At 42.9% G+C, this 25,973-nt stretch carries 24 protein-coding genes and 1 tRNA gene; 1 reads left to right on the plus strand and 24 read right to left on the minus strand.

Features of this window, described 5'->3' with window-relative positions; translation table 11 throughout:
* Window positions 1–31 precede the first annotated feature (31 nt).
* Complete coding sequence (locus FFM80_RS11565; protein ID WP_137640944.1) at window positions 32–1,126, minus strand: BspA family leucine-rich repeat surface protein; 1,095 nt, start codon at window positions 1,124–1,126, stop codon at window positions 32–34.
* A 315-nt stretch (window positions 1,127–1,441) separates the two neighbouring features.
* On the opposite strand from FFM80_RS11565, the gene FFM80_RS11570 reads away from it, so the two are divergent.
* Window positions 1,442–1,525, plus strand: a tRNA-Leu gene (locus tag FFM80_RS11570).
* 211 nt (window positions 1,526–1,736) lie between these two features.
* Here FFM80_RS11570 and FFM80_RS11575 read toward each other — a convergent pair.
* The 23 genes from FFM80_RS11575 to FFM80_RS11690 all read right to left on the minus strand — a co-directional run bounded on the left by FFM80_RS11575 (window position 1,737) and on the right by FFM80_RS11690 (window position 25,972).
* Window positions 1,737–2,117, minus strand: coding sequence for a phage holin (locus FFM80_RS11575; protein WP_171001100.1), 381 nt, complete (start codon window positions 2,115–2,117; stop codon window positions 1,737–1,739).
* Window positions 2,118–2,128: 11 nt separating this feature from the next.
* The gene (locus FFM80_RS11580) at window positions 2,129–2,392 is read right to left on the minus strand and encodes a hemolysin XhlA family protein (RefSeq protein WP_063845626.1); all 264 of its coding nucleotides are present in this window, start codon (window positions 2,390–2,392) and stop codon (window positions 2,129–2,131) included.
* On the minus strand, window positions 2,392–3,555 hold the full coding sequence (locus FFM80_RS11585) for a GH25 family lysozyme (protein WP_223877353.1): 1,164 nt from the start codon (window positions 3,553–3,555) through the stop codon (window positions 2,392–2,394). The genes FFM80_RS11580 and FFM80_RS11585 overlap by 1 nt, the downstream gene beginning before the upstream one ends.
* Before the next feature lie 11 nt (window positions 3,556–3,566).
* On the minus strand, window positions 3,567–4,064 hold the full coding sequence (locus tag FFM80_RS11590) for a hypothetical protein (RefSeq protein ID WP_137640945.1): 498 nt from the start codon (window positions 4,062–4,064) through the stop codon (window positions 3,567–3,569).
* 4 nt (window positions 4,065–4,068) lie between these two features.
* Window positions 4,069–5,058, minus strand: coding sequence for a collagen-like domain-containing protein (locus tag FFM80_RS11595; RefSeq protein WP_137640946.1), 990 nt, complete (start codon window positions 5,056–5,058; stop codon window positions 4,069–4,071).
* A 50-nt stretch (window positions 5,059–5,108) separates the two neighbouring features.
* Window positions 5,109–5,279, minus strand: a complete 171-nt coding sequence (locus tag FFM80_RS11600) for an XkdX family protein (RefSeq protein WP_137640947.1) — start codon at window positions 5,277–5,279, stop codon at window positions 5,109–5,111.
* 1 nt (window position 5,280) lies between these two features.
* Window positions 5,281–5,661 carry a hypothetical protein gene (locus FFM80_RS11605; protein WP_137640948.1) on the minus strand — a complete coding sequence of 127 codons (381 nt, stop codon included), beginning with the start codon at window positions 5,659–5,661 and terminating at the stop codon, window positions 5,281–5,283.
* 68 nt (window positions 5,662–5,729) lie between these two features.
* Complete coding sequence (locus FFM80_RS11610) at window positions 5,730–6,671, minus strand: ligand-binding sensor domain-containing protein (protein WP_137640949.1); 942 nt, start codon at window positions 6,669–6,671, stop codon at window positions 5,730–5,732.
* A gap of 18 nt (window positions 6,672–6,689) precedes the next feature.
* Entirely contained in the window at window positions 6,690–8,843 is a 2,154-nt protein-coding gene (locus FFM80_RS14735; RefSeq protein ID WP_263390497.1) for a hypothetical protein, read from the minus strand.
* On the minus strand, window positions 8,836–9,075 hold the full coding sequence (locus FFM80_RS11625; protein WP_137640950.1) for a hypothetical protein: 240 nt from the start codon (window positions 9,073–9,075) through the stop codon (window positions 8,836–8,838). The genes FFM80_RS14735 and FFM80_RS11625 overlap by 8 nt, the downstream gene beginning before the upstream one ends.
* Complete coding sequence (locus FFM80_RS11630; RefSeq protein ID WP_137640951.1) at window positions 9,072–10,130, minus strand: tail fiber domain-containing protein; 1,059 nt, start codon at window positions 10,128–10,130, stop codon at window positions 9,072–9,074. The genes FFM80_RS11625 and FFM80_RS11630 overlap by 4 nt, the downstream gene beginning before the upstream one ends.
* Window positions 10,127–12,721, minus strand: coding sequence for a phage tail spike protein (locus FFM80_RS11635; RefSeq protein WP_137640952.1), 2,595 nt, complete (start codon window positions 12,719–12,721; stop codon window positions 10,127–10,129). The genes FFM80_RS11630 and FFM80_RS11635 overlap by 4 nt, the downstream gene beginning before the upstream one ends.
* A gap of 16 nt (window positions 12,722–12,737) precedes the next feature.
* Window positions 12,738–14,738 carry a distal tail protein Dit gene (locus FFM80_RS11640; protein ID WP_137640953.1) on the minus strand — a complete coding sequence of 667 codons (2,001 nt, stop codon included), beginning with the start codon at window positions 14,736–14,738 and terminating at the stop codon, window positions 12,738–12,740.
* Window positions 14,725–19,950, minus strand: a complete 5,226-nt coding sequence (locus FFM80_RS11645) for an aggregation-promoting factor C-terminal-like domain-containing protein (protein WP_137640954.1) — start codon at window positions 19,948–19,950, stop codon at window positions 14,725–14,727. The genes FFM80_RS11640 and FFM80_RS11645 overlap by 14 nt, the downstream gene beginning before the upstream one ends.
* Before the next feature lie 207 nt (window positions 19,951–20,157).
* Window positions 20,158–20,559, minus strand: a complete 402-nt coding sequence (locus FFM80_RS11650) for a phage tail tube assembly chaperone (RefSeq protein ID WP_137640955.1) — start codon at window positions 20,557–20,559, stop codon at window positions 20,158–20,160.
* A 118-nt stretch (window positions 20,560–20,677) separates the two neighbouring features.
* Window positions 20,678–21,301 (minus strand): phage tail protein, encoded by a 624-nt coding sequence (locus FFM80_RS11655; RefSeq protein ID WP_137640956.1) that lies wholly within the window; start codon window positions 21,299–21,301, stop codon window positions 20,678–20,680.
* Between the two features lie 16 nt (window positions 21,302–21,317).
* A complete protein-coding gene (locus FFM80_RS11660) occupies window positions 21,318–21,692 on the minus strand; it encodes a DUF806 family protein (RefSeq protein ID WP_137640957.1) in 375 nt (124 codons plus the stop codon).
* Window positions 21,689–22,135 (minus strand): phage tail protein, encoded by a 447-nt coding sequence (locus FFM80_RS11665; RefSeq protein ID WP_137640958.1) that lies wholly within the window; start codon window positions 22,133–22,135, stop codon window positions 21,689–21,691. Before FFM80_RS11665 ends, FFM80_RS11660 begins: the two co-directional genes overlap by 4 nt.
* Window positions 22,128–22,484, minus strand: a complete 357-nt coding sequence (locus FFM80_RS11670; RefSeq protein ID WP_137640959.1) for a phage head closure protein — start codon at window positions 22,482–22,484, stop codon at window positions 22,128–22,130. The genes FFM80_RS11665 and FFM80_RS11670 overlap by 8 nt, the downstream gene beginning before the upstream one ends.
* On the minus strand, window positions 22,468–22,794 hold the full coding sequence (locus tag FFM80_RS11675) for a head-tail connector protein (protein WP_137640960.1): 327 nt from the start codon (window positions 22,792–22,794) through the stop codon (window positions 22,468–22,470). Before FFM80_RS11675 ends, FFM80_RS11670 begins: the two co-directional genes overlap by 17 nt.
* Window positions 22,795–22,816: 22 nt before the next feature.
* The gene (locus FFM80_RS11680; RefSeq protein WP_137640961.1) at window positions 22,817–24,046 is read right to left on the minus strand and encodes a phage major capsid protein; all 1,230 of its coding nucleotides are present in this window, start codon (window positions 24,044–24,046) and stop codon (window positions 22,817–22,819) included.
* The gene (locus FFM80_RS11685) at window positions 24,046–24,801 is read right to left on the minus strand and encodes a head maturation protease, ClpP-related (protein ID WP_137640962.1); all 756 of its coding nucleotides are present in this window, start codon (window positions 24,799–24,801) and stop codon (window positions 24,046–24,048) included. Before FFM80_RS11685 ends, FFM80_RS11680 begins: the two co-directional genes overlap by 1 nt.
* Complete coding sequence (locus tag FFM80_RS11690) at window positions 24,779–25,972, minus strand: phage portal protein (protein WP_137640963.1); 1,194 nt, start codon at window positions 25,970–25,972, stop codon at window positions 24,779–24,781. Before FFM80_RS11690 ends, FFM80_RS11685 begins: the two co-directional genes overlap by 23 nt.
* Window position 25,973 lies beyond the last annotated feature (1 nt).

The following is a 25,973-nucleotide window of genomic DNA, read 5'->3' on the forward strand; positions in this document are numbered from 1 at the left end:
ATTTTCACCGCATTTATCATGATACGAATGATCATGCATATAACCCGGTAAAATATTTAGTTTTAAAACAGGCTCTAGTATCAAAACTGGAGAGATCAAATGTGCCGCTAAAACGATATTTATCAAACATATGTGACATATTCGTCACTTTGCTGGTATCAAGCCCAATTACATCAACATTATTGGCGCCATCCCTTCCCTCGGGTGAAGTGGTACCAGCAAACATTCCAGCCATATTAGTCGTGTTTTCGGTGTGTACTTTTTTAAGATCACTATTCATGTAAGTTAACCCTGAAAACAAATAACTGGCATCTGTTCCTGTAGTGATATCACCATCTAAGCTCAAGGTTAAAGATGGGTGTTGACCATCAACCTCATAGTTATTCCAATCAAGGGCGCCCCAATCTGTGACTTTACCATCCGCATCGGTCTTTACATCAGTATTAGCTAATGTTCCTGCTCCAATATGCAACACTTTTTGCTGATAATCACCCTCAGTTTCAATCGTCCAGACACTGGTTCCTAACATTCCAGAAGCATGATCATTAACTGGTGCAACAGTTTTAAGCATCGGTCTGGCAACTCTAGCACGACGTACAAAGCTAGTCTCAGTGCCACCTGTAGCTTGAGTCAGTGCTGGTACTGCCGTTCTGACTTCTTGTGGTGGTACAGTCGATTGTACTGGTGTTGTCCCAGTCGATACATCAGTTGGCGCTTCGGAACCCGGATGATGCACCGGTGTCTCCGGTGCTGGTTGTTGCGATTCCAGACTGTTACTTTCAACTGTATTATTCGCGTCGGGTGCTGCAGATTCAGTCTCAGGTGCTGGCTGTTGCGACTTTTCAGTCTGACTTGTATCTATATCACCTGAATCCGGTGTCACCTTTTCGGCAGGTGTAGCGGACGGTAGGGTCACATTTGAACCCTTAGTCTGCGTTTCTAGACTAGCTTTAGACGTATCCGTTTTAACAGTCGTGTTAGCTGCCGGTACAATAGTTGTGTCGGCTTGTACAACTTGGTTATTAATTTGCCAGGTCAGTAAAGCTGCCCCCGCCATTAGCCAAAAACGACCAGCCATTTTCTCCGGGTGAGGATTGGTCAATTGACCAGTTTCGATTGCATTCAAAGTCTTCACTCCTCCAGTAATATAGTTAATGCTTTAGTTTAATATAACCCCATTAATAGTGTACGCTATTAGTTGTATGGATGAAAGCGATATCGAAGCCTTATAACTTGCTTCATATTAATAGCCAATTAATGCTTATTACAGTCATTACGACTCAAAACAATACCTATCAAGTTGAGTTACCTTATCTATGTGCATTATTCATTAAACTGCTTGCTTAGAACAGCATTAATGAAATTTTCTTGCATAAATATAGAAAAGGGTTTATTTCTAATACATTTTTCGCTATAATTAAGCATGTTGTTGAATAACCATGCCCCAGTGGCGGAACTGGCAGACGCGCAGCGTTCAGGTCGCTGTATTGGCAACAATGTACAGGTTCGAATCCTGCCTGGGGCATAATTAGGTAAACTAGATGAAGCTTGAATTATGTTAAACGTTGATTTAACGGCATTCAAGCTTTTTTCATTTGTACTAAAAAACACTACTAATTTCAAAAATTTGTCTTTATTTGTCTTTAAGACATAAATGTATACTTTTGAATATTAGTTAACAAAAAAATCCCCCACGCCGAAACGCAGGGGATTAGCAAATTCAATATTTAATTATACTACTTTTCGCCTGCTTGTGAGGCGGATTCTGACGCCGTTTCAGTGTCAGATGCTGTAGAACTATTCACTACAGCAACTGTGGACTCTGGCCCTTGCACTTCATAAGCAACCTTATTAGCTGCTGCTTCGACTTGACTTTCCTCTTTACTATCAACTGTTGGTGACGTCACTGTTTGAACATCAGTAATAACGCCCAGCATACCAAGGATTGTTAATACAGTGTTAATCACGGCAATGATGGCTGACCAGTCGCCAGTAAACTTAACACCAAACATGGCAAAGACTTGTTGAATCAAAACGATTAGCAAGGAAATAATCCCAGCAATCAATTTGCCATTCAAACTACCGTCGACATTCTTGAAGCTAATTTTTTTAATCATTATTTTCCCTCCTAAAGGAACTTTTCCGCGATGTAAATAACTAACGTGACAAGCACGCCACTAACCAAGACACCGATCAGCCAATTTTGAATCTGTGTCACGCGGTCAATTTGATGGCCGGCTTCGATGGACTTGGCCAGTGCCTTGTCCGCTTTGTCGCCAATATCGTCAACTTGATTCAGCTTTTCTTCGATGTTCTCAACTTTCGTTTTGGTGGCGGCCACATCCTTTTGAATATCCATTAATAGCTTAGTTGTGTCATCGTATTGTGCCATTATCTCACCACCAATCGCTGGCCAGGATAGATAGTGGTGTAAATCGTCTTGCCGTTCTGACTAGCTAATGTAGTCATATTTAGGCCGTTGCGTTGTGCGATTGCCCACCAGCTGTCGCCAGACTTGACTGTGTAGTACGTGTGAGTTGCACCACTCTTTACATATTCCAGCGTATTGCTTGCCGGGCCAGTTGCTAGATAGCCATAACCATTAAATCGTGACTGACGTACCCATCGATAGTCACCTTGAATGATAGCTTGGTCGGTCTTGACCGTGGTTCCAGCCGGCAAAATAGTGATCGTGTTTGATGACGTTGACGCACCTGTGCGCAGCTTAATCGCCGTCTTGAGTGTGTAAGTCTTCGCTTCCTTGACCCACTTGGCCGAGGCAGCTGGCTTGTAAGTGTTTTTGTTGGCTTTTCGGTTGTTGGCCTTAACTGCATCCTTATTAGTCGGTTTGATTGTTGATTTCTGATCAGCAGTGTAATAGTTGCTATTTAACTGGCTAACATCAAAGCCACCATAGCTGATACGGAACTTAGCCGTTGATGACCACTGCCATGCGTGATTAGTTGAATACCAGTTCTTACCGCTAACCACATACGGATAAGCAGCAATCCAGCCTGTTTTGCCCTTGATGGTCATCTTGTTGTTAGCCCATGATCCTGACGTGTAAATGTCGGCCCGATAACCAAACTTCTGAATTTCTTCCATGAAAGCTTTGTTATTGACATCGTTGGTCGCTTTGGATTGGTTATTCTGTTCTTCAGCTTCAACGTCGGTCGCTAATACCGCGCCAACTGGTAGCCCTGCCGATTTAGCTGTTTGACCGGCAAAATCAGCTTCGGCGATTGCTTGTGCCTTAGTGGCATAGCGTGCAAAGTGGTAACCATTGATATACATTCCAGCTGCTTGGACATTTGCAATGTTACTTGCAGCATACGGATCCTTATACGTACCGCCTTCACTAATCTTGACCGTAACAGTCTTAACCCCAAATTCATTACGCATTGACGTGTATTCGGCTGTAGACATATAGCCGTTGTTATTCGAAACATCGACCATATCCATACGGGCAGCCTGACTGGTAATGTTGAACATTAAAAAGGCCATAAAAATGGCGCCCACCATTAAGATGAGTGCCTTTAATTTGTGCTTATTCAATTGTCTACCTCCTAATTTAGTATGTCTTCTGGTGCTGGTGACCAAGGAGTTGAAATTGTGCCTTTCTCCACTTTCAGGAACCTAACATATACGTCCATTGTTCCGTAAAAAATAAAAGGATGTTCTTTATCGTCAAATGAGCACGTTCTTGAAACGCGTTGCCAATTACTAGTTGGAGTCATACTGTCTGTGGAAATGCCGTCCCATCCTAGAAAATTTACTTTACCTGTACCTTTAGCCTCGACCGAGGCAGTATAACTTCCACCTGTTTGAAGATTAAACCAGGCATAAAATCCTGACCAGGTGTCAAGGCCAATGACATGTAGCGCCACTTCACCGCTATCCATTGTGACTTTCTGAATTGTAGCATTCCCAATACTAGTAAAATCCCATGAAGAGCCGTATGAACCCCTAATAAAGTTTCTGCCATATACTTGCCTGCCATCGCTGAACACCTTGTCGACAGGCACGCCATCAACAACACACGCTCTACCATTGATTGTTGTCATTCGCTCACCCCTCAATAAAGTAGACGCCGGACTTGTCAGTCAATTTATCATAATCAGCTTGCGAGATGATGTTGATTACAGCGTCTTTACCGCTTGCACCTTGTGGTCCAGTAGCACCCGTTTCGCCAGTATCGCCCTTTGGACCTTGCGGACCCGTTGCACCAGTATCACCTTTCGTTCCTTGAATACCTTGTGTGCCTTGTTCTCCTTGTAACCCTTGTTCTCCTTGGATACCCTGTGCGCCAGTATCGCCTTTGACACCGGTAGCTCCGGACATGTCGGTCACGAAAGTGAATGCCGTGCCGTTCCACAGATACAGTTTAGCGTTATCTGGGTCATCTACTGTTGATGAAATGATAACAAAATCACCAGTGTTCAGCCCATCACCGCTCATTGATGCAGCGCTAGGAAATGTTTCTGCAATTGAAAAGTCATTACCAGCTATGCCCTGAATGCCTTGCGGGCCGGTTTCACCTTGTTCACCACGCTCACCCTGAATCCCTTGAATTCCTTGTGCATCAGTGTCACCTTTAGCACCTGTTGCTCCCGTATCACCTTTTAATCCATTAGATACAGCATCTGTAACTTCCTGTTTGAGTTGTTGGCTGAGGCTGCTGAACTGCTGAATAAAGTCATCAACTGTAATGCTGCTGACGAGCCCCCCAGAAAGACCAGCGACGTTCTCGTTGATTTGAAGTGCCAAAAATCCATCACTAGGATAGATGGCAGTGCCACCGTCTACGGTGTCCCACAATTCAATTAGATAGCTGCCTACTGGCAATTGAGCCAATTGGCCACTAGTGATAACGGCATGGTTGTCCGTGATACCGGCACTTATCCCCAGCAAATATCCGGAGTCGTTTTTGATTTTGACCTTTGCATCTGCTGTTAAATCTGCTGCGCTACCATCATCAAACGCGTTCAGATGTATTTCAGTTGTGGTATCGGAAAATTTAAACTGACTATCGCCATAGCCAAGATATAGTTTTCTCATTAAAGGATCATCTCCTAATTTTTGACAAATTAAAAGCACTGACTAACTGGCTATTGATTGCTAGTTGTCGTTGCTTGAGTTGTTGGTGCTACATATGCTTCGCCGGTGATAGCCTTGTAATCGTCAGCAGTAATCCCATCTGGTAATCCAACGATCGTTGCCAACGTTTCCTTGGTGATTGTTTTCCAATCTTGATATGCCCACGTATAAATTTGAACCATATTATTTCGTCCCCTTTGCTGATTGACTGAGTGCAAGTTCTGTGACTGACTTCTGTAACTGGTTGATACCAGTTTGTAACTGGTTGATACTCGTTGCGGATACCGTTTGCTGTTGTGCTAAATCCGTTGCCGACTGTACCGCTTGCTGACTAGTTTCCAACACGCTGGAATACTTGGTATTCAATTCATCAAGGGATATGTCTGGCAAGTTACCCGGATTGAGTACCACATTTTTATCAGTGTCATATCGGAATTTGTCGGAATGCTGGGAAAACTGGGTAATCCACGAATCTAAGATGAACACCTTGGTAAACCCGTCTGCTTCAGTATTTTGGTAAGCTGTAATGAAACCGTCTTTATCATACGTGATATAAATAAACATCTAATCGTCCTTTCTAAACTAACTCCGTTTCCTTATTAAACTTTTGAAATGCTTACTAATGCTGGGTTTTATGTTGCTGTATTAGAACCATCTGGTGTTATCTTGTACACAGAACTACTACTAGTACCAGCGTATACATTACCACTGGAATCTACTGCTACTGAGTCCACATAAATATCTGCAGTAAACTGCCACACTTTATTTCCACTAGCATCTAACTTGTACACAGAATAACCATAAGTACCAGCGTATACATTACCACTGGAATCTACTGCTACTGAGTACGCAATACTATCTGCAGTAAACTGCCATACTTTATTTCCACTAGCATCTAGCTTGTATACAGAATTACCATCGGTACCAGCGTATACATTACCACTGGAATCTACTGCTACTGAACGCACATCACGGTCCGCAGTAAACTGCCATACTTTATTTCCACTAGCATCTAGCTTGTATACAGAACTACTACTAGTACCAGCGTATACATTACCACTGGAATCTACTGCTACTGAACGCACATCACGGTCCGCAGTAAACTGCCACACTTGCTTTCCACTAGCATCTAGCTTGTACACAGAACTACTACTAGTACCAGCGTATACATTACCACTGGAATCTACTGCTACTGAGTCCACCCAATTGTCTGCAGTAAACTGCCACACTTGCTTTCCACTAGCATCTAACTTGTACACAGAATTACCATAAGTACCAGCGTATACATTACCACTGGAATCTACTGCTACTGAGTCCACCCAATTGTCTGCAGTAAACTGCCACACTTGCTTTCCACTAGTATTTAGTTTGTACACAGAATGACCAGCAGTACCAGCGTATACATTACCACTGGAATCTACTGCTACTGAGTTCACACTATTGTCTGCAGTAAACTTCCAAGGCTTACTATCAATAAATCTCCAGATTACTTTACCATTTTTAGCTTCTCCAAGAATATTTTTACCATTAAGTACCAATCCAATAATCTTCTTACCATTAATTGCTAACCCCAAATGTAATCACCTCCTTAATTAACCTTTTGTCCAATAATAAATGTTTCCTAGATTACTTGATTGTGACTCAGATATTGCGCTTGCTTCATCATTTTTTGAAGCTTCAATATACTTAGAAGAATTACTTACAGCAGTGCTGACAGCATTTGTAACATCCGTTGTGGTTGCCACGTCAATTCCAGACTTTTGAAGTTTTCCTGTAAAATTGGCATCCTTAGTTGTATCTGCAAGTGTTGGTGAAACTGCTGGTACACCGTCTTTAGTGATATATGGGTTACCAGTTGTCTTGTCAATTGGCGCTGTATCAAAGGTATTCTTACCCGTAAACTCTTGGTCTGAACCTGTACGTGCTAGGTCAGATGGCAAACTGCTTGCTAGTAATAACGGATTATTATTGACAGTTGGAACGGTATCAAAGTTATTTGTGCCAGATAGGTGGGAAACTTTACTATCATCAGCAGGTGTGTAACCAATTTTATCTTGTTTGGCGTTAACCTCTTCAATTCCCGCTAAATCACTGGCTGGTTTACGCATATCTGAAACATTAACTTTATCTTCTGGAGCTGGTGTCCAATCGGTTGCTATTGAACCTTTTTCAAGCTTGACATGTCTAATATAAACTGAGCCATCCGTGGAATATGAATGACCACATCCAATATTAAAGTTAGTTTTGGCGAAAGATGACGGTGTTGTGAAAGTTAGACTCACTTTTACAGAAGCACCATCTAATGCATTTAATGTGGCGTTTACATAATCACTAGCTATTATGTTTCCGTCACTACCTTTAGAATATCCAATATATATTGGAGCTGTTCCAGCACTTTGCCCTAAGGCATCAAAAGAAACAGTATAAGTTGTAGATTCCACTAAAATGAACCCAGGAGCTACTGCCGATGCACTAGTAAATAGATGAGCATAGGTTAATCCATCGGTAGTACCTTGTGTTGTATTACCGCTCAGAGTCCAACCTGTAAAGTCTGATGTCCCTATTAGCAGGTTTCGTCCACCAATAGTATCTGATAACTTATTGAACGGCTGTACCTGAACCCCATTAAGTTGTTCAGTTCCATTTTTGTTATCAGTAACTTTTGTACTCAATCCGTTATTTAAATCAGTAACAGTAACGTAGTTTTTTAAGTCTGGGCTTACGTTTCCGCAATTTTTCCATGCACCAGCATCCCAAACATACAAATCTGTACCAACAAAATAACAATATCCTTCTTGATTACCAGTCGTTGGAAGTTGTGAAGCATTATTGACCGTACCCTTAACAACTAACCCAGAACCAACAGGACCTTGTGGACCAATTGGTCCAGTAGCACCAGTATCGCCTTTATCACCCTTTGACCCTTGCGGGCCGGTTGCTCCAGTGTCACCTTTGGGACCTTGGATACCTTGTTGACCTTGAGGACCAGTTGCGCCCGTATCACCTTTATCACCTTTTGGACCTTGAATTCCTTGAATACCTTGAGGCCCTTGTAATGATCCGCAATCTTTCCATGCACCATTAGTCCAAACATATAATTCCTCACCAACTAAGTAACCATCACCTTCACTAGCCGTTGCTGGAAGCTGGGAAGTAGTGTCAACCTTGTCTTTAATCTCTAGTCCTTGTCCGGTATCACCTTTTGGGCCTTGCAATGTGGAAACCTGATTAGTTAAGTCAGTCTTAAGCTGGTCGAACTCCTGCTGAAACTCATCCAGACTCATAACTGGGATAACATCACCAGAGTCACTCATAACATTTTCAGTAATGGTGAATCCTTGTGGATCATCGCTCGGAAAGATGGCGTTGTACGTAGTCGTAGCAGTTGATGAGGTAGTGGTATCGCTGGTTGCACCATCAGTTAATCCTTCTTGACTACCCGGGGTAATCAGGCTGGATAAGGTCACCCAAACTTCAATTGTATAATCATCGGGTACTAAGGCATTCATCACTTCGGCATCCACTGGCATAGTAATCAATCCAGCCAATGGTTGCTTAATTGTAGCCATATCAATCGGCTTATCGAATACATATCCGGTATCGTTGGCAACCTTAACATCAATGGCCGTGGCATTAGTTAGGTCGAATGCTGATCCATCTTGGGTAATTGCCAAGTTAAAACTGGCTGTGGTATCGAGGTATTTTACTTCATTGTTACCGTCAGTGAAGTACAGTTCTTTACTCACTTGCACCGCCTCCTAGGGCATTCGTAGCTTCAGTTTTCAACCGGGTTAAGACCAGTCGCTTAAATCCAGCCCACATATCTTTTTTGGTTGACCCAGAGAAGGCTGTAGAAGCTTCCTCAGACGTTGCATCAAAGTTACCATAGGCTTGGTGATTGGTACCACTGAAAACGACCGTGTAGACAACGTGAGTCGTGTTATCCGAGTTTTGCTTGACATCTAAACTTGTAATCATTGAGCGTTCTTCCTTTCTAATTGAGTGATCCGGTAGCTGAGTCCATCTATCCGCTGGTTGGACTTCTTTAAAGCTGCCAGCAGAATTGAAATAGTATTGGACTCGTTAAGATAGTAATTACCCTTATCATCCGTGCTAATCATATCGTTTGAAATACTTGCAGACTTTTTACCAATTGAATTAACGTCATCAATAATCGGTCCAATATGCTGGGAATCTGCTGAGTTATCGGAATCCTTATACTTCCACTTTTTAACATCGGTATTCATGACAGCAGATAAGGCTTCATCTGGTGAATAATCTGTCACATCTCGCTTAGCGGATAAGGCGGACTTCAGCTTGGTACCGTTGGAATAAACATAAGCGGCATGGATATTAGCCATGTTTCCCCCACCTGCATTATTTTCAAAGTAAAGTTCACCATTGTCTGCACACGATATTGTGTGACCGTCAATATTGAGGCCGTTACCCGATACGCCCTTGGTGGCAGCCACTCCACCAGTTGAAGTCATGAAGAATTCGCCCCCATTTTCTCGAATATTAAATCCATCACTATCCATTCGCATATCGAATGAATTATTACCGTTGGCCTTATAGTGAAACCCATTGTAATCTGCCCCTAGCTGAAAATGGACACCATTAGTTGAGGTGAAGTCTTGGTAAATAGCACTACCGGTTATTGTGCCACCATTAATGGTACTCCCGGAGATATTGACTCCATTAATATTCCCAGCTTGAACGTTACCTAAGTTGGCAGATAATGCTGACAGATTTTCAACCGACAAGCTATTTACGTCCCACTTTTTCAGCGTCCAGCTTCCACCAGAATAGATATACATACTAGTTGCGACATCGCCACTCATTACCAGCCACATATCGCCATCGTTATGTTCTTTACCATCATCGAATGGGGTGTTGGTTGATTCGATAATTGTTCCATCAAGAGAAGTCTTGATGTTTTTAATCTTATCGGCTAAGTCATCGGTACTATTTGAAGCTTCTTGAGCTAACTTAGTTGCTTCGTTAATATCAACTGAACCCGTTGCAATAATCATCCTTCAACCACCTCCTGATACGTTGAACCATTATCAATATTAAAATCAGAATCGTCATCACTGGCACTATCTGAGTCGTCAGTATCATCAGGGATTACCACTGGTTCTTCTACCTCGGTGTTTTCACCCTCATCTTCTGCGGGGTAAGTGACGGATAAGTCCTTGCTATCATCACGGATACCAATTGGAATTGACCATAGGCCAGAGTGACTAATCATGACGTTATGAGCCGCGTCTCGGTACTCGCTGACGTTGAATCCAATTATTAGCTGGTTATGAGCTAAGTCCGGGTATACCCCTTCTGGTTCAAAGTGGCCACCATACTCAATTGGTACAGATAGCTGGATATCCTGACTGGGTTCAATTTGGTAATTAAAAATGACTGACTGGGTAATGAGATTGATACACATTACTAGTCGGTCATCCTTATTATTTACGTCCCCAGCGGTAAAGAAGGCGTATGGGTATGCAATTGAGTTAGACTGAATCGTATTATATTTTCCATTATTGGTGACCCCACTTGGTACAGGGTACCAGCCGAAGTCCTGCAATTTGAAGCGAATAATCGGGGAGTAATTGTCAGCTTTCAAGTCGGAGATATTACATACTTCTACGGTCCCGTCCATCTGACTTCCAATCCATAATCCGTTGGTTAAATCAACGTTAGGCCGGACATAAGTCTCAATCTCACACCACTTAGTTACGGTGCTGGAATCGCTATTAATTACAGCATGCGGGGTGTATGGGAAGGTTGCCAGCCAATTCTTGCCACCACTTAAATCCTTAACCTGAGAGTAGATAAGGTTGTTTGCTTCATCATAGCCAAAGGAAGAGCCATGTTGCCCACCTTGTACAATCATGGAATCAATTAGTACACCATTAGCACTCCAGTGTAGATATTGGCAATCACTTAAATTGGACTGATTCTGCTTTCCCTTGTATGAATAGCTGGCAAGTATCTCACCATTACTCATAACGTACGAGAATTGAAGCGCCCCAACGTGATTGTTGCCAAACTCATCAGGGTTACCATCGGTAGTCTCCCACAACTTCTTGAAGGTACCATCAGCATTGGCTCCAGTGTCTATCCACATCTCAGACTCATCCTTCACGAAGGCGTCATCAATTGATACCACTAATGATCCGACAAATGGTGGGGTAATGGTGACTTCATAGCCATCTTTTGAGTGCTGACTCTCCCAATTCAAATTATGGGTACCGTCTTGTTGGATATATTCCCAGTTGAAAGCCGCCGCTGATAAGAAGGAGGTAACATTCTCGCCTTCAATGAACAATCGGGCAATTACCCTTTTACTGGTATCAGTATTCGTCCATGATTGCCCCAGTGGGGTAATTAGGCTGATACTAGCAGCATTTTGGTTCTTCTTGGCGTCTTCAAACAGCTTTTTTACGTGGTCATTCCATCTCTGTTCCATATTCTTGATGAAATTGGGAGTAACAACTGTAACCGTTGAAAATTCCCCAATGACTACCTTATTCTGAGTTGGGTCACTCTCACTAGTTGTCCGTTGAATTACTCTAGCTTGAAGGGTTAATACTGGGGACATAGTCAGGTCGATTACCTTAATGGTATCGCCTAATTGGGCATCAAAATCTGACGTTACATCAACGGAATAATTGACCCGCGGGTGGTTATACAGTCGTAACGTCTTCAATCCCAGTGATAGTAAGGCATCGGGTTCACTGACCGTAGAACTGGTAATGCTTCCTTCTAGCCAAGTGTTGGCATCATTGTTATACAGGCTATTAGCAGAGGCATCGGTGACAAAGTTACGACCACCATTACCTTTAGAGGTACTAATTGAAGCACCACCGGAACCATAGACGTACAGTTTGGTAATCAAGGTAGTATCAACTGTTTCACGCTTAATACTAAGCATATTGTCGCCGTAAGTGATACGTCTACCGGTATTCTGTCCCCGTTGGTCGGATAACTCCAGAATGGTATCTGTCACAATTCCAGAACTATCTAATTTCACGTACCCATCAGCCTCACAATCGTAGGTCGTCAGGATTGTTTGAAGCAAAGTTTGAGAAGAACTCTCCCCATCAATGGAAAAATCTGAGAGTAGCCCTGATGTTGCATTATCCACCAGTGTTATCCCGGTACCAGCAATAATCCAATCCATAGCCGCTGGTATGGTACACTCTTTAATCTCTTTCTTAGTGGGAATTGTCTTCCCTAATCTCCAGATTAAGAGGTTAATGGCATCAGCTGAGATAAGATTAGTTCCAGAGGTGGTATCCATCGTCTCATCAACGGTATATATTCGGTACACTCGCCATCGGTCATTGGCTTGGTCGTAAGCCGCTAAGTGATTACCTACTCTCAGGTATTGAGCCGCTGGACTATCTGCTACCATGGTGAGACCGGTAAAGGTATCATTCCATGACTTGCTGTTAGCGTTGGGGTCAGATGTATTAGCTAGACTGGCTTCAGAAATGCTATCGTTTGAAGAATTATCATCGGCAAGTTGTTGCTGAATAGTCTCACCCCAGAAGATATTTGTATCAGTCGCCGTATCTAAGGTGGCGACTCGTTTGAGGTTCTTATCAAGAATGACGTACACACGTCTTAGCTCCTTTCTATTTAACCGCTGGCTTGTACTCCAAAGTTATATCTGAGTTTGCTGGATCAGGAGTGAAGTGCATCTCTTGGCTGACATCGCCTTCAATTGACGGGAAGGTAGACAGCCATGAGACATACTTATCAACACTTCTACCAGCAACGGTAACCGTGTTATCAGCGGAATCAATGATGATTTCTTCACCAGCATGAGCAATTACATGAGGAATATCGTCAGGATCATCGCTACCATCAGAGGTGTATATTTTGAGGTCGGTCAGCGTTTCAAAGTCAGAATAATATCCAACTTTTGGACTGACTAAATCTTCCTTAATATCATGCTTCATGAATGTTGCGGCAACATTAGCCAAGGCAAATCCAAACTTTCCCGACTTGTCTAATTTCTCCGTGTGAATGTGGACCCGGTTAGTATTGTTTGGACTATAAGCTACTCCGTGGAGAGGGTCCCATTCGTTAATCTCAGCCACCCAGTTGTCATACACCTTGCCGTCAATGGTCTTCTTTTGGCGTTCCAATGAGAACTCACCGAAAAAGTTAGAATAAGCGTCAGAGTTCATGTACGTGGTCTCCATGACATAAGTCTTAATAGTTTTGGACTTAGTACTAACTTTTGGCTTAGAAACCTTGGTAGACTTGCTCTTACCACCGGACTTCTTCTTGGTAACCTTCTTAGTTGCCTTCTTTTTCTTTTTCTTAGAAGTTTTCTTCTTAGCTGCGGTCTTGAAGGCTTCCCGCTGAATGGTGGCTTGATACATTCTGGCTGACTTAGCTTTGGCTTTAACCTTGGAAGTAGTCTTAACTTTAACGGTCTTAGTTAAATGGACCTTTACATCATGATTATTCTGACCATTATTCTTACGGCCACCCTCGTTGTACAAAAGGGTGAGGTAATTGCCTTTATCATCTGTTGCATTGAAGGAACTCCCCAATTGAATGTAACCACGAGGGTAACGTCCTTCTGCATAATCAGTAATACCCATTCGTCCACATACATTGCCATTAGAATCCAGCAGATAACCTTCAACCTTACCCATGGCCCGTTCATTTTTCATCCGTTTGATATGGTGGAACCGCATCGACACTTTCCAATAATTGCTAATCTTGGGAATACCTTGGTGGATAATAACTGGGCCGTAGAAGTCCTTGTGCTTACCAGTAGAACCCCAGTTGTAATGGCCTTTATTATCCTTGACAACCATTAGTGCTGAGGCTGTAGCCGTTGCTTTACCATCGTTTTCCCCACGATATACCTTAATTTCTTGGGTATCTTGACCAGCTTGAAACCACGTACTCATTGAGTTGCAAGGATCGTGTACTTGTAATTCTTGGTGAGGCGTTAAGCTAGTGACATGACCGTTAGCATCAGTAACCGTTGAGCCATCGTCAACATGGTAACCAACTGCTACATATTGGTCTCCCAAGGTGTAACCAAAATAGTACAGATCAGTCTTGGGGATAATGTGAATAACTGGTTGAACAGTGGTATTACCAGCTGGTGAAATAATCTGATCATTACTGGTGATCTTAATATCCCGTTGAGGCAAGAACCCCCGTGGGTCAGCCAGCATGAACGTTAGTGTAGTGGTACAATCCTGAACCCCTTCATTAATAAAAGTGGGGGTAGGAATGGCGGTAAAGTGACCATAATAAACTACCTCTGGCTGGTCATTAAACCGTAACGGGTACTGAGTATCAGCATCATCATGCGTATTAATGAGGGCTTTAGATAGGTTGTCCATCTTACGGTTGTACTCATCACGGCTGCTAGCCATGATTGTAATAGGAATATCTATCTGCTTCTCGCCGTAGGAATTGCCTAAAAAAACGCCCCCATATCGCCCAGGGACGTCTTGGAAGGATTCAGTGATGGTGGGAGCAATCGGCTTCGAAACATGGTTAACAAGAATTTCTAAGTCTTTGAAACTATTAAACCCATCCGAACCATCTTCAGAAAATGCATAATCAAATGTATCTACCATGGCTGTTCTACTGAATACCATTTACATATCCCCTTCCTAGATTTTTGCTTAGACTCTTTTTCGTTTTTACTTGGTTATACCCACTGTATATATCGTTAGCAGATACAACAGCCGGTGTTGGGTTCTGTTGACCAACAAGCAAGCTTTGCATAAGTCCAATGACTTGATCTAACTTGTCCATCAACTTATCTGAGCTTTTGTTGTCGTTACTGGATTGAACCTCTAAGTGATCTCGCTTAGCCATAATAGCCGCCGTTTTACCTAGAAGCTCGTAGCCTCTTGAAGACTTTAGCTTAGACAGTGGAATGACCATCTCCGGCATGTTTCCCTCGGAAATATGGGCCAACTTTTCTTTTTGGCTTAATCCGCCGTTGGCATACCAATTATGAACACGTCTGAACGCTAATGCTTTATTAGCATTACCATATCTGCCAGAGATATATTTCTTCATGGCTTTCAGTTGTGTGATCGGGTTAGTTCTCCAATCGGATCCAGCAGCTCGCAAATTTGCTACAGTTGTTTGTGGGATACCTTGGTACTGCCCATTGGAAGCATTCACTCGCCACCCAGATTCAGCATCGATAATTTCCGAAATTGAATTAAACCAAGATTTAGGAATCCCAGCTTGTTCCAGCCAATGCTTATGACTGCCTTTAGGAGCCGGGCTATCACCAGCTGCAGATCCTGATGCAGCATCTGCTAGTGGTTCTAAAAACTTTTTTACCCACTTGAGAACTCCAGATGACTTTAGCTGTTTCTGCGCGAATCCTAGTAACCCTTTGGATTGCTTTTCGTTTTTGGGGCCATTCCCTTTTCTGGAAAGCCCTTTAACGCTGGCAAACATTGGTGAATATCCTGGAACAGAACCAGATATAGAATACATGCCAATGTTTGGATGTGCCGATGGACTAAAAGCAGAGTAATACTTGTTTGCACCAGCATATACGCCAACGTGTTTGCCTGGTCCCCAAAATACTAAGTCACCAGATTGTGCACTTTCACGGCTAATTGGGTGAGATTTGTCATATTGTGCCCCAGAGAAATGTGGGTAATTAATCCCAAAAGCATGTTTTAAGGCATACATAACTAGCCCGGAACAGTCGAAACTGTCTGGCCCAGCAGCACCCAATACGTATCGATGCCCTTTACCATATTTTTCAACAGCAGCTAAAAGGCCTGTAGCATCTCCGCCACTAGCATTAGCTGCACCGTTAATCACATTCCACGCCGCTGACCACCATTTCTGGCCTTGATTCTTGATCTTATGATTGGCAATGTGCGCATATCCCTTTGCAACACCACCTTTTAGACCGCTAAAGTCTGGGTTAAAGGTTGAATTGAAACTCTTAGTAGCATTACTGGTAAAACCTGTAATGGCTTTTAGTTTGTCTTTCAAGGAACCAAACGCATTTTTAAAGAAGCTGCCAACCTTACCTACTGACTTAAACAGACCGCTGAGGAATCCCGTACCGGACGCAAAGTGCATTAATCCCAGCTGGCTCATCAGCTTAGTTTCAGACGCGTTAAGAACTTCTGCACCGGGTTCTAGAACCTTCATGGTGTTACTCCCGTGAATTAGTTCCGCGCCCCCATCTGGGTGCAAAACAGCTTCCTGGTTACCTGTTTCTGGTGAGTCATGCCCATCATTGAGAACAGCTAGCGTAGGCTTCGTGATTGCACGGCGTAGGCCACCCAATAAACCCGTACCAGTTGCATAGTATGAAGCTGTAATTGGAGCTAACGTATTAGTACCGCCATATTGTTTGAACACTTGGTTCTGCCCTTTAACAGCACCCTTGTTTAGCCCACCAATTAGCTTCCCAACCCAGTTGCCAACGGTCTTCCAGATACCATGCCAAGTTGAATAATAATTGTCTTTCGTTTTTCTATTATTTTTTTTGGTATTTTGATATTGATTGGCCGACTGCTTAGTAACACCTTTATTTTGCTTATGCGCATAATCAACCGTTTTATTATACTGATCATCAGCTTTTTTAACGGTACCGTGGCGTTGCTTCTCCGCAGCTGCAATGGCATGGTCACGTTGAGCGTGTGCATGTTTCTCAATTGCCGCCCGTTGTTTCTTAGCGTAGCTAGAATTACCCTTATATTCATCTTTGGCAGCCTTAACGGTTTCATAATACTTCTTATAAGCAGCCCGAACAGAAGTTTTATACTGCTTGTTGGCGTTAGCAGAAACGGTTTTGCGCTCCTTATTAGAATCAATCAAGGCCTGTTCTAGTTGCTTTTTAGACAGCTTGCCTTTTTCTTTGGTCAGCTTTTTAATGATTGACTCTTGCTTATTAGCAGAAAGCTTAATTTTTCCATCAAGTGTCGTATGAAGCCGTGCTTCCTTAGCAGTTACCGATGTGGCAAATTTAAGTTCCTGTTTTTGCAAAGCTTTCTTTTTCGCTACTTCGTCTTTGGCAACTTCCTTAGAGTTTTTGCCATACTTTTTCTGGTCAGCCAGGATCTTACGATTCCACTTTTCGGTAAGTGATTGACGTGACTGTGCATAATACTTTGAAATGGCATTACGATCTTTTTCAGACATGGAAGATAAGCGAGTCATTTTGGACTCACTTTTTTGAATGATAGCAAGACGCTTCTGATATTCGGATTTTGTAATGTCGCCATTCTTATACAGCAGCTTAAGATTCTTGGTATCTTGGTCAACTAATCCTTTGTAATGACTTTTTGCAGTCTTAGTTAGTTTGTCAAAAGCAGAACCATCAGATAGCTTAGGAACATGGATTTTCTGGAATGATAACCCTTTTTGAATGGCTTTACCTAACTTGCGACCGATTCCTTCACCAGCAAGACCACCAAGTCCAGCACCAATGGCCGTACCAATTCCGGGAGCAATCATCGTCCCAATAGCTGCACCAGCAGCCGTGCCACCAAGTGATCCGCCAGCTGCACCAACATGTGAACCAGCAGTTTTCTTAGTAGTGCCAATTAAATCGGTTCCAGCATTTAAAACATCAAATAAGCCAACTGATCCAGCAAGTAATTTACCGGCTTTAGTAACGTTACCAAGCTCACCGAATCCATGTAGTTTAGAAGTTAAGCGACTAAGGCCCTTAGTCTTTGAGCCATATTTTTCAACACGAGTAAGCTCTTTTGCTTCCTTGCCAACGCCTCCGCCTGCTGATTCTGTCACGTCTTCAATAGCGTTCTCTGCTTTGGACACTTTACCACTGCCAGTGCTTCCGCCAATGCTTGTATCAGCATTTTCTTGGCGGGCTCGACTATTACGATTAAGTGCGGCTGTTTCTTCATCAATAGCCGCTTTTTCCTTTTTCAAGCCAAATATTTCAGCAGCTTTTCCGAAAATATCCTTAAAGCCTTGAACGGTCCTCAGCCCTTTGTTGAAAGCCTTAAGCCCCTTACTAGCAACAAACCAAGTTGCAGCAAATTTAGCGAACGTGTCGGCATTACCACCGATCAGCTTAACAAATGGCTTCAATAGGAAATTAGCAATTTTTAACGAATCAATCAGCGTCTTAAAACCAATTCCGCCTAAACTCTTAAGAGTTACCAATAAATCTTTGATTTCAGGAGCATTTCTGGCAATTGACTTTGAGGCATCAGTAACTCCCTTAGCCAATGAGTTCATCGCACGATTCATAGCTTGCGGGGCTGATTTAATACCGAACGCTTGTGCAAATGCCTTTGTAATCGTGTTGATTCCTTGGCTAGCAGATCGACCCACTTTAGTGAATTCTTTGTCCGTTCGCGGATCAGAAACCCATTTAGCCACCGCCGCATATAACGGATTCTTGGCCGTCATAATTGGCTTCTCCATATCACCTAATAACGCGGGCACACGTGCTTTGATAGTTCGTTCCATGCCCACCATCGTTTGCAGCATATTGTCAGCGGCCTTGTCATATTTACCAGATCCTAGTTGATTGAATGTTTTTTCAATATCATTAGCTGAAATTTGACCGGACTTTGCCATGGCAGCTAAATCTGCTACAGTGACTTTCTTTCCGTGATGAACTTGTGTTTCATACTTTGCCAATTGTTCCCGGAACATCGGGAAATATTGGCTAATTTGGTTAAGCATGCCGGCATTAGCCTTACCACGGGATAAACCGTTGACCATGTCTTGTGTAACTGCTTGAATTTGCTGACTGTTCAATCCAACGGCATCAGACATGTTTAACATCGATTTAGTTAGCTCATCAGATTCTTTTTTGCTGGAATGCAAATGATAGAACCCTTGTTCTAACTCATTAACAACGTCCACGGCCTGACCTGTCTTGACTGACAATTCATTGATTGTTTTAACCATCGAATCAGATTTTTTTGCTGTCCCCGTCAAGGTTAGCCAAGTGGCCTGCATTTTTTGCTGTTCTTTTTCGTAATCAGCACCCGCTTTAACGGCATCACTAATATGATTAGTCAATGATTGCCATGCGTTGATGACGCCACTAGCCAATAAGTGTGCTCCGAATATCTTGCCAAACAAATGGTCAGCTTTTTCTGTCTTATGGTTAGCACGATCAGTAGCAGCAATCAACCGGTTAATTCCTGTCGGATGAAGTGCGTTATCTTGGCGCCGAACATCGGCTAGCTCCGTCTTAGTGTGAGCCAGCTTAGTGCCTAGTTCATTGACCCGAATGGACTGTTTGCGGTACTCATCAGAGCTTTTTCCGCTAGCTTCCGCCACCTGATTAAGCCGCTGCTTTTCGATAGCCAGCTGTTTGTTCATGCCAGAATAAGATTCTTGTAGTCCCTTATGCTTAGCGGTAACTGCGTCAGCCGTACGCCCTTCGGCCTGTAGTCGTTCTACAAATGCTTTGCTGGCTTGCGTTGCCAATTGGGTACTACGCTGAACGTCAAGAACACCAGATTTAAAAAGTTCAGCAGACTTCTTAGCGCGTTCCTGTTGCGCCAACAAATTGCTAATCTCAGTTTTTGCTCGCTTAATCTGATTCTCATAGCGCACATAGGCTGAACGTCCCTTTTCGGTGTCCATATCTAGGCCCTTTTGTTGCTCTCGCAGTTTTTTAATAACTGCCTCTTGACCGGAGATGGCCCGTTTCGCATCAGCCACTTTGCCGGCATAAGCCTTCATGGCATCACCGCCTGACTTTATTTCAGTAAAGTTAGACTTCATAGCCGTCTTTAATAGCTTGGCTTCGTTGCGTATCTCCTTTAGGGAGCGTGTCATACCGCCGTCATCAAGATCGATGCCAAACTTATATCCCTGAATTTCTTCCACCGTTGCTCCTCCTTTCCTACATGTTTCCTGGAGTGATTCCTAACCTCTTAAGCATTTCCATTGGGTCTTCTGGCCGTTCGTCAGGATCGCGGGCTTGAAGAATTTCTTGCATCCGATGGAAATTAGCATCGTCGAACTCATCAGGGGACATTCCCTTATTGATCATCAGTTGCTGCGCATAGTAATCAAAGTCTTCAATTTGATTTTCTAACTCTCGGATGCGTTTTCGCCGTCTGATTTTGGGTCCGGTTCGTCCTCCTTGTCTGTATCTTCGGCATTCGGGTTAATGTCCGACAAAGCGTATTGCAAACGACCTGAGAGCTCGCCAATTTCATCATTGGTTAAATCTTCCAATCGATCTTGTTGCTTTTTGTTAAGGCCTAAAGTGGTTGTCAAAAATTCTTCTGTCTTATCTAATAATTCGATTGCTTGATCATGTTCTTTTTGCAAATCATCAAACGTTTGTAGCTCTTTGCCTTCGCTTGAAAACGCTTTGGCTTGAATGAGTTGTAAGTTCCAAATCTTGCGCATATTACGATTGCTAGGCTTGATTTTTTTCGTTTCGCTTAGTCCAATTTCAGGAGCTGAAAATTCAATGTATTCAATCATAAATATTTCCTTTCATAATAAAAAAGCCGCCCCATTCGGTATTGTTAGCTTTCTTAGGCGACTACTATTTAGTTAATTAGCATTAACAGTTGCATGTTTTGAATCCGTGCTAACTGAATTAACCTTTGGCTGGACTGCTCGCCGGTGTTACACCAAAAATTTCTTGATCAATAACACTTTGATCAAACCCTGTCTCACCATCGTAGTAAATTTTGCCAACGTGATTGTTGTCATTAGCAAATGGCGTGAAGGTGAGTGCGTCGTTGACTCGTGTTTCGTTTTCGTTGTTAGTCCCTAGTGATAAATCACCAGCAGTGACGTATCCGTCGTAGAATCCGAAGTGAATACCACCACCAGCAACTGTTTCTGAAACGATTTCTACCGCTACATCGACTGGGTGGCCTTCAAGATCGTAACCACCCTTGCCATCAGCTTCCCGTCCTAAAATAGCTGCAAGCACATCATGAGCCAAGAAGTTAATTGTCAATGCAACACTTGGTTGAGCCTTACCGACTGAAATATCGGCAACAGAGTTGTTCCCCCAAATGCGGGTAACAGAAGGTGCCAGCCCGGATAGGGCCGCACTAGCAACACCACCATCTGTAGACGTCGTAACCTTGTAAATGCCATTAGCATCAGCACCTGGAATCCCAGAAGTTAACGCTTTGCCAGTCGTAGCATCTAATAATGCAAAGCGAGCATAGGAAACACCTACATACCCGCCGTCTTTTGCTTTTGCCATGTTAAATATCTCTCCTTTATTTTTTGTGATTGAATTTTAAAGTTGCCATCAATTGACCATCATCTGGGGTCAAAATATGACCATTATCGCTAAAACAGTAATAACGATCTGAACGCATTACTTGTTTTAACTGATTTTCTAAGTCGCCCATATCACCGGCATAATCTTTCGGATAGTAAATTTGAATCTGAGCTTGCTGCTGTAGATAGGTAGCCTCATTGTCACCATATCCAGATTCATTGTTTGAGATTTCTGTAATTAAAAAGACGGGCTTATCGTCCGTCCAATCATTGGCTTTAATTCCGAATGTATTAATCTGGTCACTACTAACGTTTGGCAACTTTTCAATAGAGTTAACAATTACCTGACGAATCTCACTGGCTAACGTCACTGGATATGCACCTTCTTATCCATCGTTGCTTTTAACGAATCAGCTACAGCCTTGCCAACTTCTCCTTTAGCTTCACGTTGCGTTGCTTCCCAAAAATGCTTTCCTGCTACAGGATCATAATTTGATTGCTTAGCACGGCCTCCTGGTGGCTTCGGAATCCAACCATCATTGATGATTCTAGCCACGTAACCCTTCATGCTTTTCTTAGTAAAACCAACATCGACCGACCCATTCGCATGTTCCACATTAATCAGGGAATCGCGCAGATGAGCTGTTTCTCCCTTACGCAAATTAAATCGATAAGGAACTTTGGGCTTCATAATTTGGGCGAATTTTTTTGCCCCAGCTTTGTTGGCTTGAAACCGTTCTTCACGCCCAAACCCATCTGCAAGATCGTCTAGCAATTGGTCAAAAGATGTTTCATTGCTAATGTGACTAGCCATGCTTAGTCACCACCAGATGGCACGTGATTAGGTCAAAGCCCTCGTTTTGTAATCCGTCATCCGCCGCTATACTGTCAATCTTGTACAGATCCGATCCACGCTGAACTTGCAACGCCTCGTTAACGGCCGGATTATGGCGAATAAAAAAGACCACTGCATTAGTGATCCCAGCTCCGGCTATGGTTAATTGCTGCTGCACATTCAACGACCACTGGCCCGCCCAACAGCTAAAATCTGCTGAAAATTGTTGAATTGGCGTGCCAGTATTCGGGTTAATCTCGCCAGTATCGGCATCATGGCCAAAAGCGATACGGAAAGTCATTCGTGAAGGATTAATTGCTTTGGTCATCAGTGATCGCCTCCATTTTCAGATCATAGAGCCCTCTCAGTTGCCCAATGATCGAATCAACCGGTAGATTAATGCTAATTGCTGTGGTCGGAACCAAAGAGCTGCGGTAGTTATAGTAGGCCGAGGCCAATGCCAGCACAGCTGTATTAAACAAATCAACCACACTGGCATCATCATAAAAGCTGTCTGATTCCGTCCCAACTGCTTGTGTGATATAGCTTTTTGCAGTATTTAAATATCCGGTCAGAAGTTGATCATCGGCATCACCATCTAGGCGTAGCGATAGTTTGAGTTCATCTAGTGTTGGCATTTAACCACCTCCTTACTAATTATTACTTACCAGGTGTGGTTGTAGAACCTGCTGCAAAGTTCGCTGGTTGGTCAGCAATCGCCGCAAACGAACCAGCAACAAAAGCTTCGGTATCCGTTGGTTCAACGTCAAACCGATCAATTACACGAATCTTAGTTTGATCGGTTTCAAAAGCACCGCCACCAATGTTGGTCGTCAGCAAGGACATGTTTTCCCGATCAAACAACGTCACGGCTTGTGATAGATCACCATAATACAGTGGGTAAGCTGGTGCAGAAGTCGTACCAGCGTTTGGCAACCACTTGTCGGCCACTTCAACAATGCGCTTTCCACGAATTAAATAGCGATCGGGTTGTGTTGGGTCTGGCTGCAATAAATAACGGCCCATTGCGTCCTTAACTTCTGACAGCACATTTAAGCCGGACGTATTCGTCATCAATAATGAAGTAGACTTGATAGCTGGATCAACGGCCGTGTTGATCATCGTAATGATGTCATCAAACTTAGCTAAAGTCGGCTTCTTTGGCGCCTTGTTCATTACTTCAACAATCTTAGCGTTGCGAGTAACTACAACCTTCTTAGCAATCCATTGAGACAGCCAAGCCAAAATGTTGTCAGCTGTATCCTTTAGTAACGAATTAGTGGCAGTGGTAATACCAGCATACCGATGGATCGTGTATTTGATAATGGATAGCTTAGGATCATCATTATCACCAATGGTAGCCGTTTCATCATCTAAATCAGCTAAAGGAGTCACGTCAGTCCACTTTTCGTAAACTCGTGACCCAGTTTGAGTTGTAACGGCTTCTCGATTAACATACTGTTGCAATGAATCATATTGGCGAACCAACGTATTAATTGCTGTTTGAATATCTTGAGGAATAGTCAAACCAATTGCGTTTCCAGCTGCGTCAGTAGAAGAAGTTACCAAGTTCATAACTTTCGGGTCACCTTTAATCATGCCTTGGAAGTTCTTAATGAACTCAGCTTTGATGTCTTTTTCATTATCATCAAGTGGGGCCTTATCCTTATCATCCATATTGGCAATTTCTTGGGCCTTGCGTTCTTCTTCCAATTGTTCATGTAAAGCATCACGCCGGGCAACCGCATTGTCGCGATCTTGTTTCATTGCTTTAAATTTGTCTTGATCAAAGCTGTCGTCAAGGACAGCTGCGTTTAACTTGTCGTTTAAATCTGATACCTTTTGCCCTTGGGCAATCCAAGCATCATTCATAGTGTTAATATTAGCCATTAGTTGGCCTCCTTTTTATTTTTTCCAAATAAAATAGCCAATTTGCTGTTTCGTAATTCAGCAGATTGACTATTAGCAGTATTTTCTTCTTTAGACGGTTTAGTTTTATCCTTATCCGCCTTGTAAATAAGATTCATTAGCTTATTAACTGCAGATTTAGGTGGAATATGTGAAATAGCATTCACCGGTTGCAATTGTTGATCATTAGCAAACATAATTTCGTCAGCGAAGCCCTTATCAACGGCATCACTAGCAGTTAACCATGTTTCATTTGCCATTAGCTGTAGCAAGTCAGCTTGATCCATGCCAGTTTTAGCTTGATAAGCACTGGCAATTGATTGATCAATGCCATTTAAAATACTGGCTTTATGCTCCAGATCGTCAGCATTACCAGCTGGTTGTGACCAAGCCTTATGGATCATAATCTGAGCAGTTGGTGAAATGTTGATGTGATCGCCAGCCATAGCAACCACGCTTGCCGCACTAGCGGCTAAGCCTTGAATATTAACTGTTACATTGCCAGCATAGTTCTTTAGCATGGTGTAAATTTCACTAGCTGCAAAAACATCGCCACCATTGGAAGCAATGTCAACTTCAAGTTCTTCATCGTCACCATCGTCATCGTCAGTGTCGCCGTCATCATTTAAAATGTCAGCAACACCCGAAGGTGATACTGCTGGCATTCCGAAGAACTGATAGAAACTGGCTGTTTGATCATCAACAATATCGCCTTTAATCATCACTTTCTTTGTCATCATTATCACCTCCTTTTCCCGATTGAATTACAACTTGTTGTGTCGTTGGATTCTTAGCATCAGGCATTTCATCTGGAAAATAACCAGTCTGCTGTAGTAACCAAGTTGCTTGATTATTAGCAATTGTGCCATCTTTAGCTAGCCCTGATAGGACAGCTGCGAATGAGTCTCCCAATGGGTCTACAGCAGTCCGTATATTGGCCGTAATCTTAGCATTAAGCTTATTATCCAGCTCAGCTAAAATCGCCTGTAAATAGCGATTAAGGGCATTGGTGTACATGCCTTTGATTTGGTCGATATTACTTTGCTGGTCGCCTTGGCCGTTTAAATAGCTATCAGGAATGCCGAAAACTTTAGCAATTTGCTTACTCGTCCAATCTGTTTGGCTTAACAGCTTAGTAACATCGGCTTTCATTTCTAGTGGCTTGTAATCTTCAAGTTGATCAATAACTACTGGGCCGCCGTTTGACTTGTTCACCTGTTTCATGAAGTTACGTGAACGGCTGGCCTTCATCTTCTCACTCAGCAGCCCACCGTGCTGAATAGATAGGACGCCAGGAGCACTAATTGAACGCGCTAATGCAGCCAACGTTAAACTGTTAGACGAACTCTTGACTTGTAACTCACTCGATAATGCTTTTAATGGACTGTTACCTGTCATACCGCCATCGGTACTAGCCCAGCGAATATGAATCATGTCAGACTGTGGTACATATTGAAGAACGCCCAAATTAGGCTCGTCAAAGGTAACTGTATAGGTTAAACCACTGCCATCATCTAATAAGTAGGTTTGCACTTGGCTAGGTCGTAAATATTCCCAGCGCAAATCTAAACCGTTAGGATTACGCCAGCGATATGCAAAACATTCACCACCCAATAACAATTGTGAATACATAGACTGCCAAAATGTGTGACCGTTAGCTGTCGTGCTAGGATTGTTTAGAATCCCTTGCGCTCGTGGCATATTGGCCATTAATTGCACCGTAGCTAAGTCTCCAGATATTTGATTAACTGCTGAATAAATATCTGAATTTTCCAAAGCATCTTTGGCACTAACATACTCATTATTGCCAGTTGGTGACAAAAAATTAACGATATTATCGTCTTCTACTGGCACGCTTTGAATACTAACTGAATTATTTATTGCCGTTGGTGGTTCAAAAAAGGGCATT

Origin of the sequence: Lactiplantibacillus dongliensis (assembly GCF_005405105.1) — a bacterium.
Taxonomy (GTDB): domain Bacteria; phylum Bacillota; class Bacilli; order Lactobacillales; family Lactobacillaceae; genus Lactiplantibacillus; species Lactiplantibacillus dongliensis.

Bases quoted from the DNA above. Each gene is read 5' to 3' on its own strand.
- FFM80_RS11575 (WP_171001100.1), bottom strand. From the start codon at position 2,117: ATGATTAAAAAAATTAGCTTCAAGAATGTCGACGGTAGTTTGAATGGC.
- FFM80_RS11580 (WP_063845626.1), bottom strand. From the start codon at position 2,392: ATGGCACAATACGATGACACAACTAAGCTATTAATGGATATTCAAAAG.
- FFM80_RS11590 (WP_137640945.1), bottom strand. From the start codon at position 4,064: ATGACAACAATCAATGGTAGAGCGTGTGTTGTTGATGGCGTGCCTGTC.
- FFM80_RS11595 (WP_137640946.1), bottom strand. From the start codon at position 5,058: ATGAGAAAACTATATCTTGGCTATGGCGATAGTCAGTTTAAATTTTCC.
- FFM80_RS11600 (WP_137640947.1), bottom strand. From the start codon at position 5,279: ATGGTTCAAATTTATACGTGGGCATATCAAGATTGGAAAACAATCACC.
- FFM80_RS11605 (WP_137640948.1), bottom strand. From the start codon at position 5,661: ATGTTTATTTATATCACGTATGATAAAGACGGTTTCATTACAGCTTAC.
- FFM80_RS11625 (WP_137640950.1), bottom strand. From the start codon at position 9,075: ATGATTACAAGTTTAGATGTCAAGCAAAACTCGGATAACACGACTCAC.
- FFM80_RS11630 (WP_137640951.1), bottom strand. From the start codon at position 10,130: ATGATTATTGCAACGGGTTCAGTTGATATTAACGAAGCAACTAAGTTA.
- FFM80_RS11640 (WP_137640953.1), bottom strand. From the start codon at position 14,738: ATGGTATTCAGTAGAACAGCCATGGTAGATACATTTGATTATGCATTT.
- FFM80_RS11650 (WP_137640955.1), bottom strand. From the start codon at position 20,559: ATGATTGAATACATTGAATTTTCAGCTCCTGAAATTGGACTAAGCGAA.
- FFM80_RS11655 (WP_137640956.1), bottom strand. From the start codon at position 21,301: ATGGCAAAAGCAAAAGACGGCGGGTATGTAGGTGTTTCCTATGCTCGC.
- FFM80_RS11665 (WP_137640958.1), bottom strand. From the start codon at position 22,135: ATGGCTAGTCACATTAGCAATGAAACATCTTTTGACCAATTGCTAGAC.
- FFM80_RS11670 (WP_137640959.1), bottom strand. From the start codon at position 22,484: ATGACCAAAGCAATTAATCCTTCACGAATGACTTTCCGTATCGCTTTT.
- FFM80_RS11675 (WP_137640960.1), bottom strand. From the start codon at position 22,794: ATGCCAACACTAGATGAACTCAAACTATCGCTACGCCTAGATGGTGAT.
- FFM80_RS11680 (WP_137640961.1), bottom strand. From the start codon at position 24,046: ATGGCTAATATTAACACTATGAATGATGCTTGGATTGCCCAAGGGCAA.
- FFM80_RS11685 (WP_137640962.1), bottom strand. From the start codon at position 24,801: ATGACAAAGAAAGTGATGATTAAAGGCGATATTGTTGATGATCAAACA.
- FFM80_RS11690 (WP_137640963.1), bottom strand. From the start codon at position 25,972: ATGCCCTTTTTTGAACCACCAACGGCAATAAATAATTCAGTTAGTATT.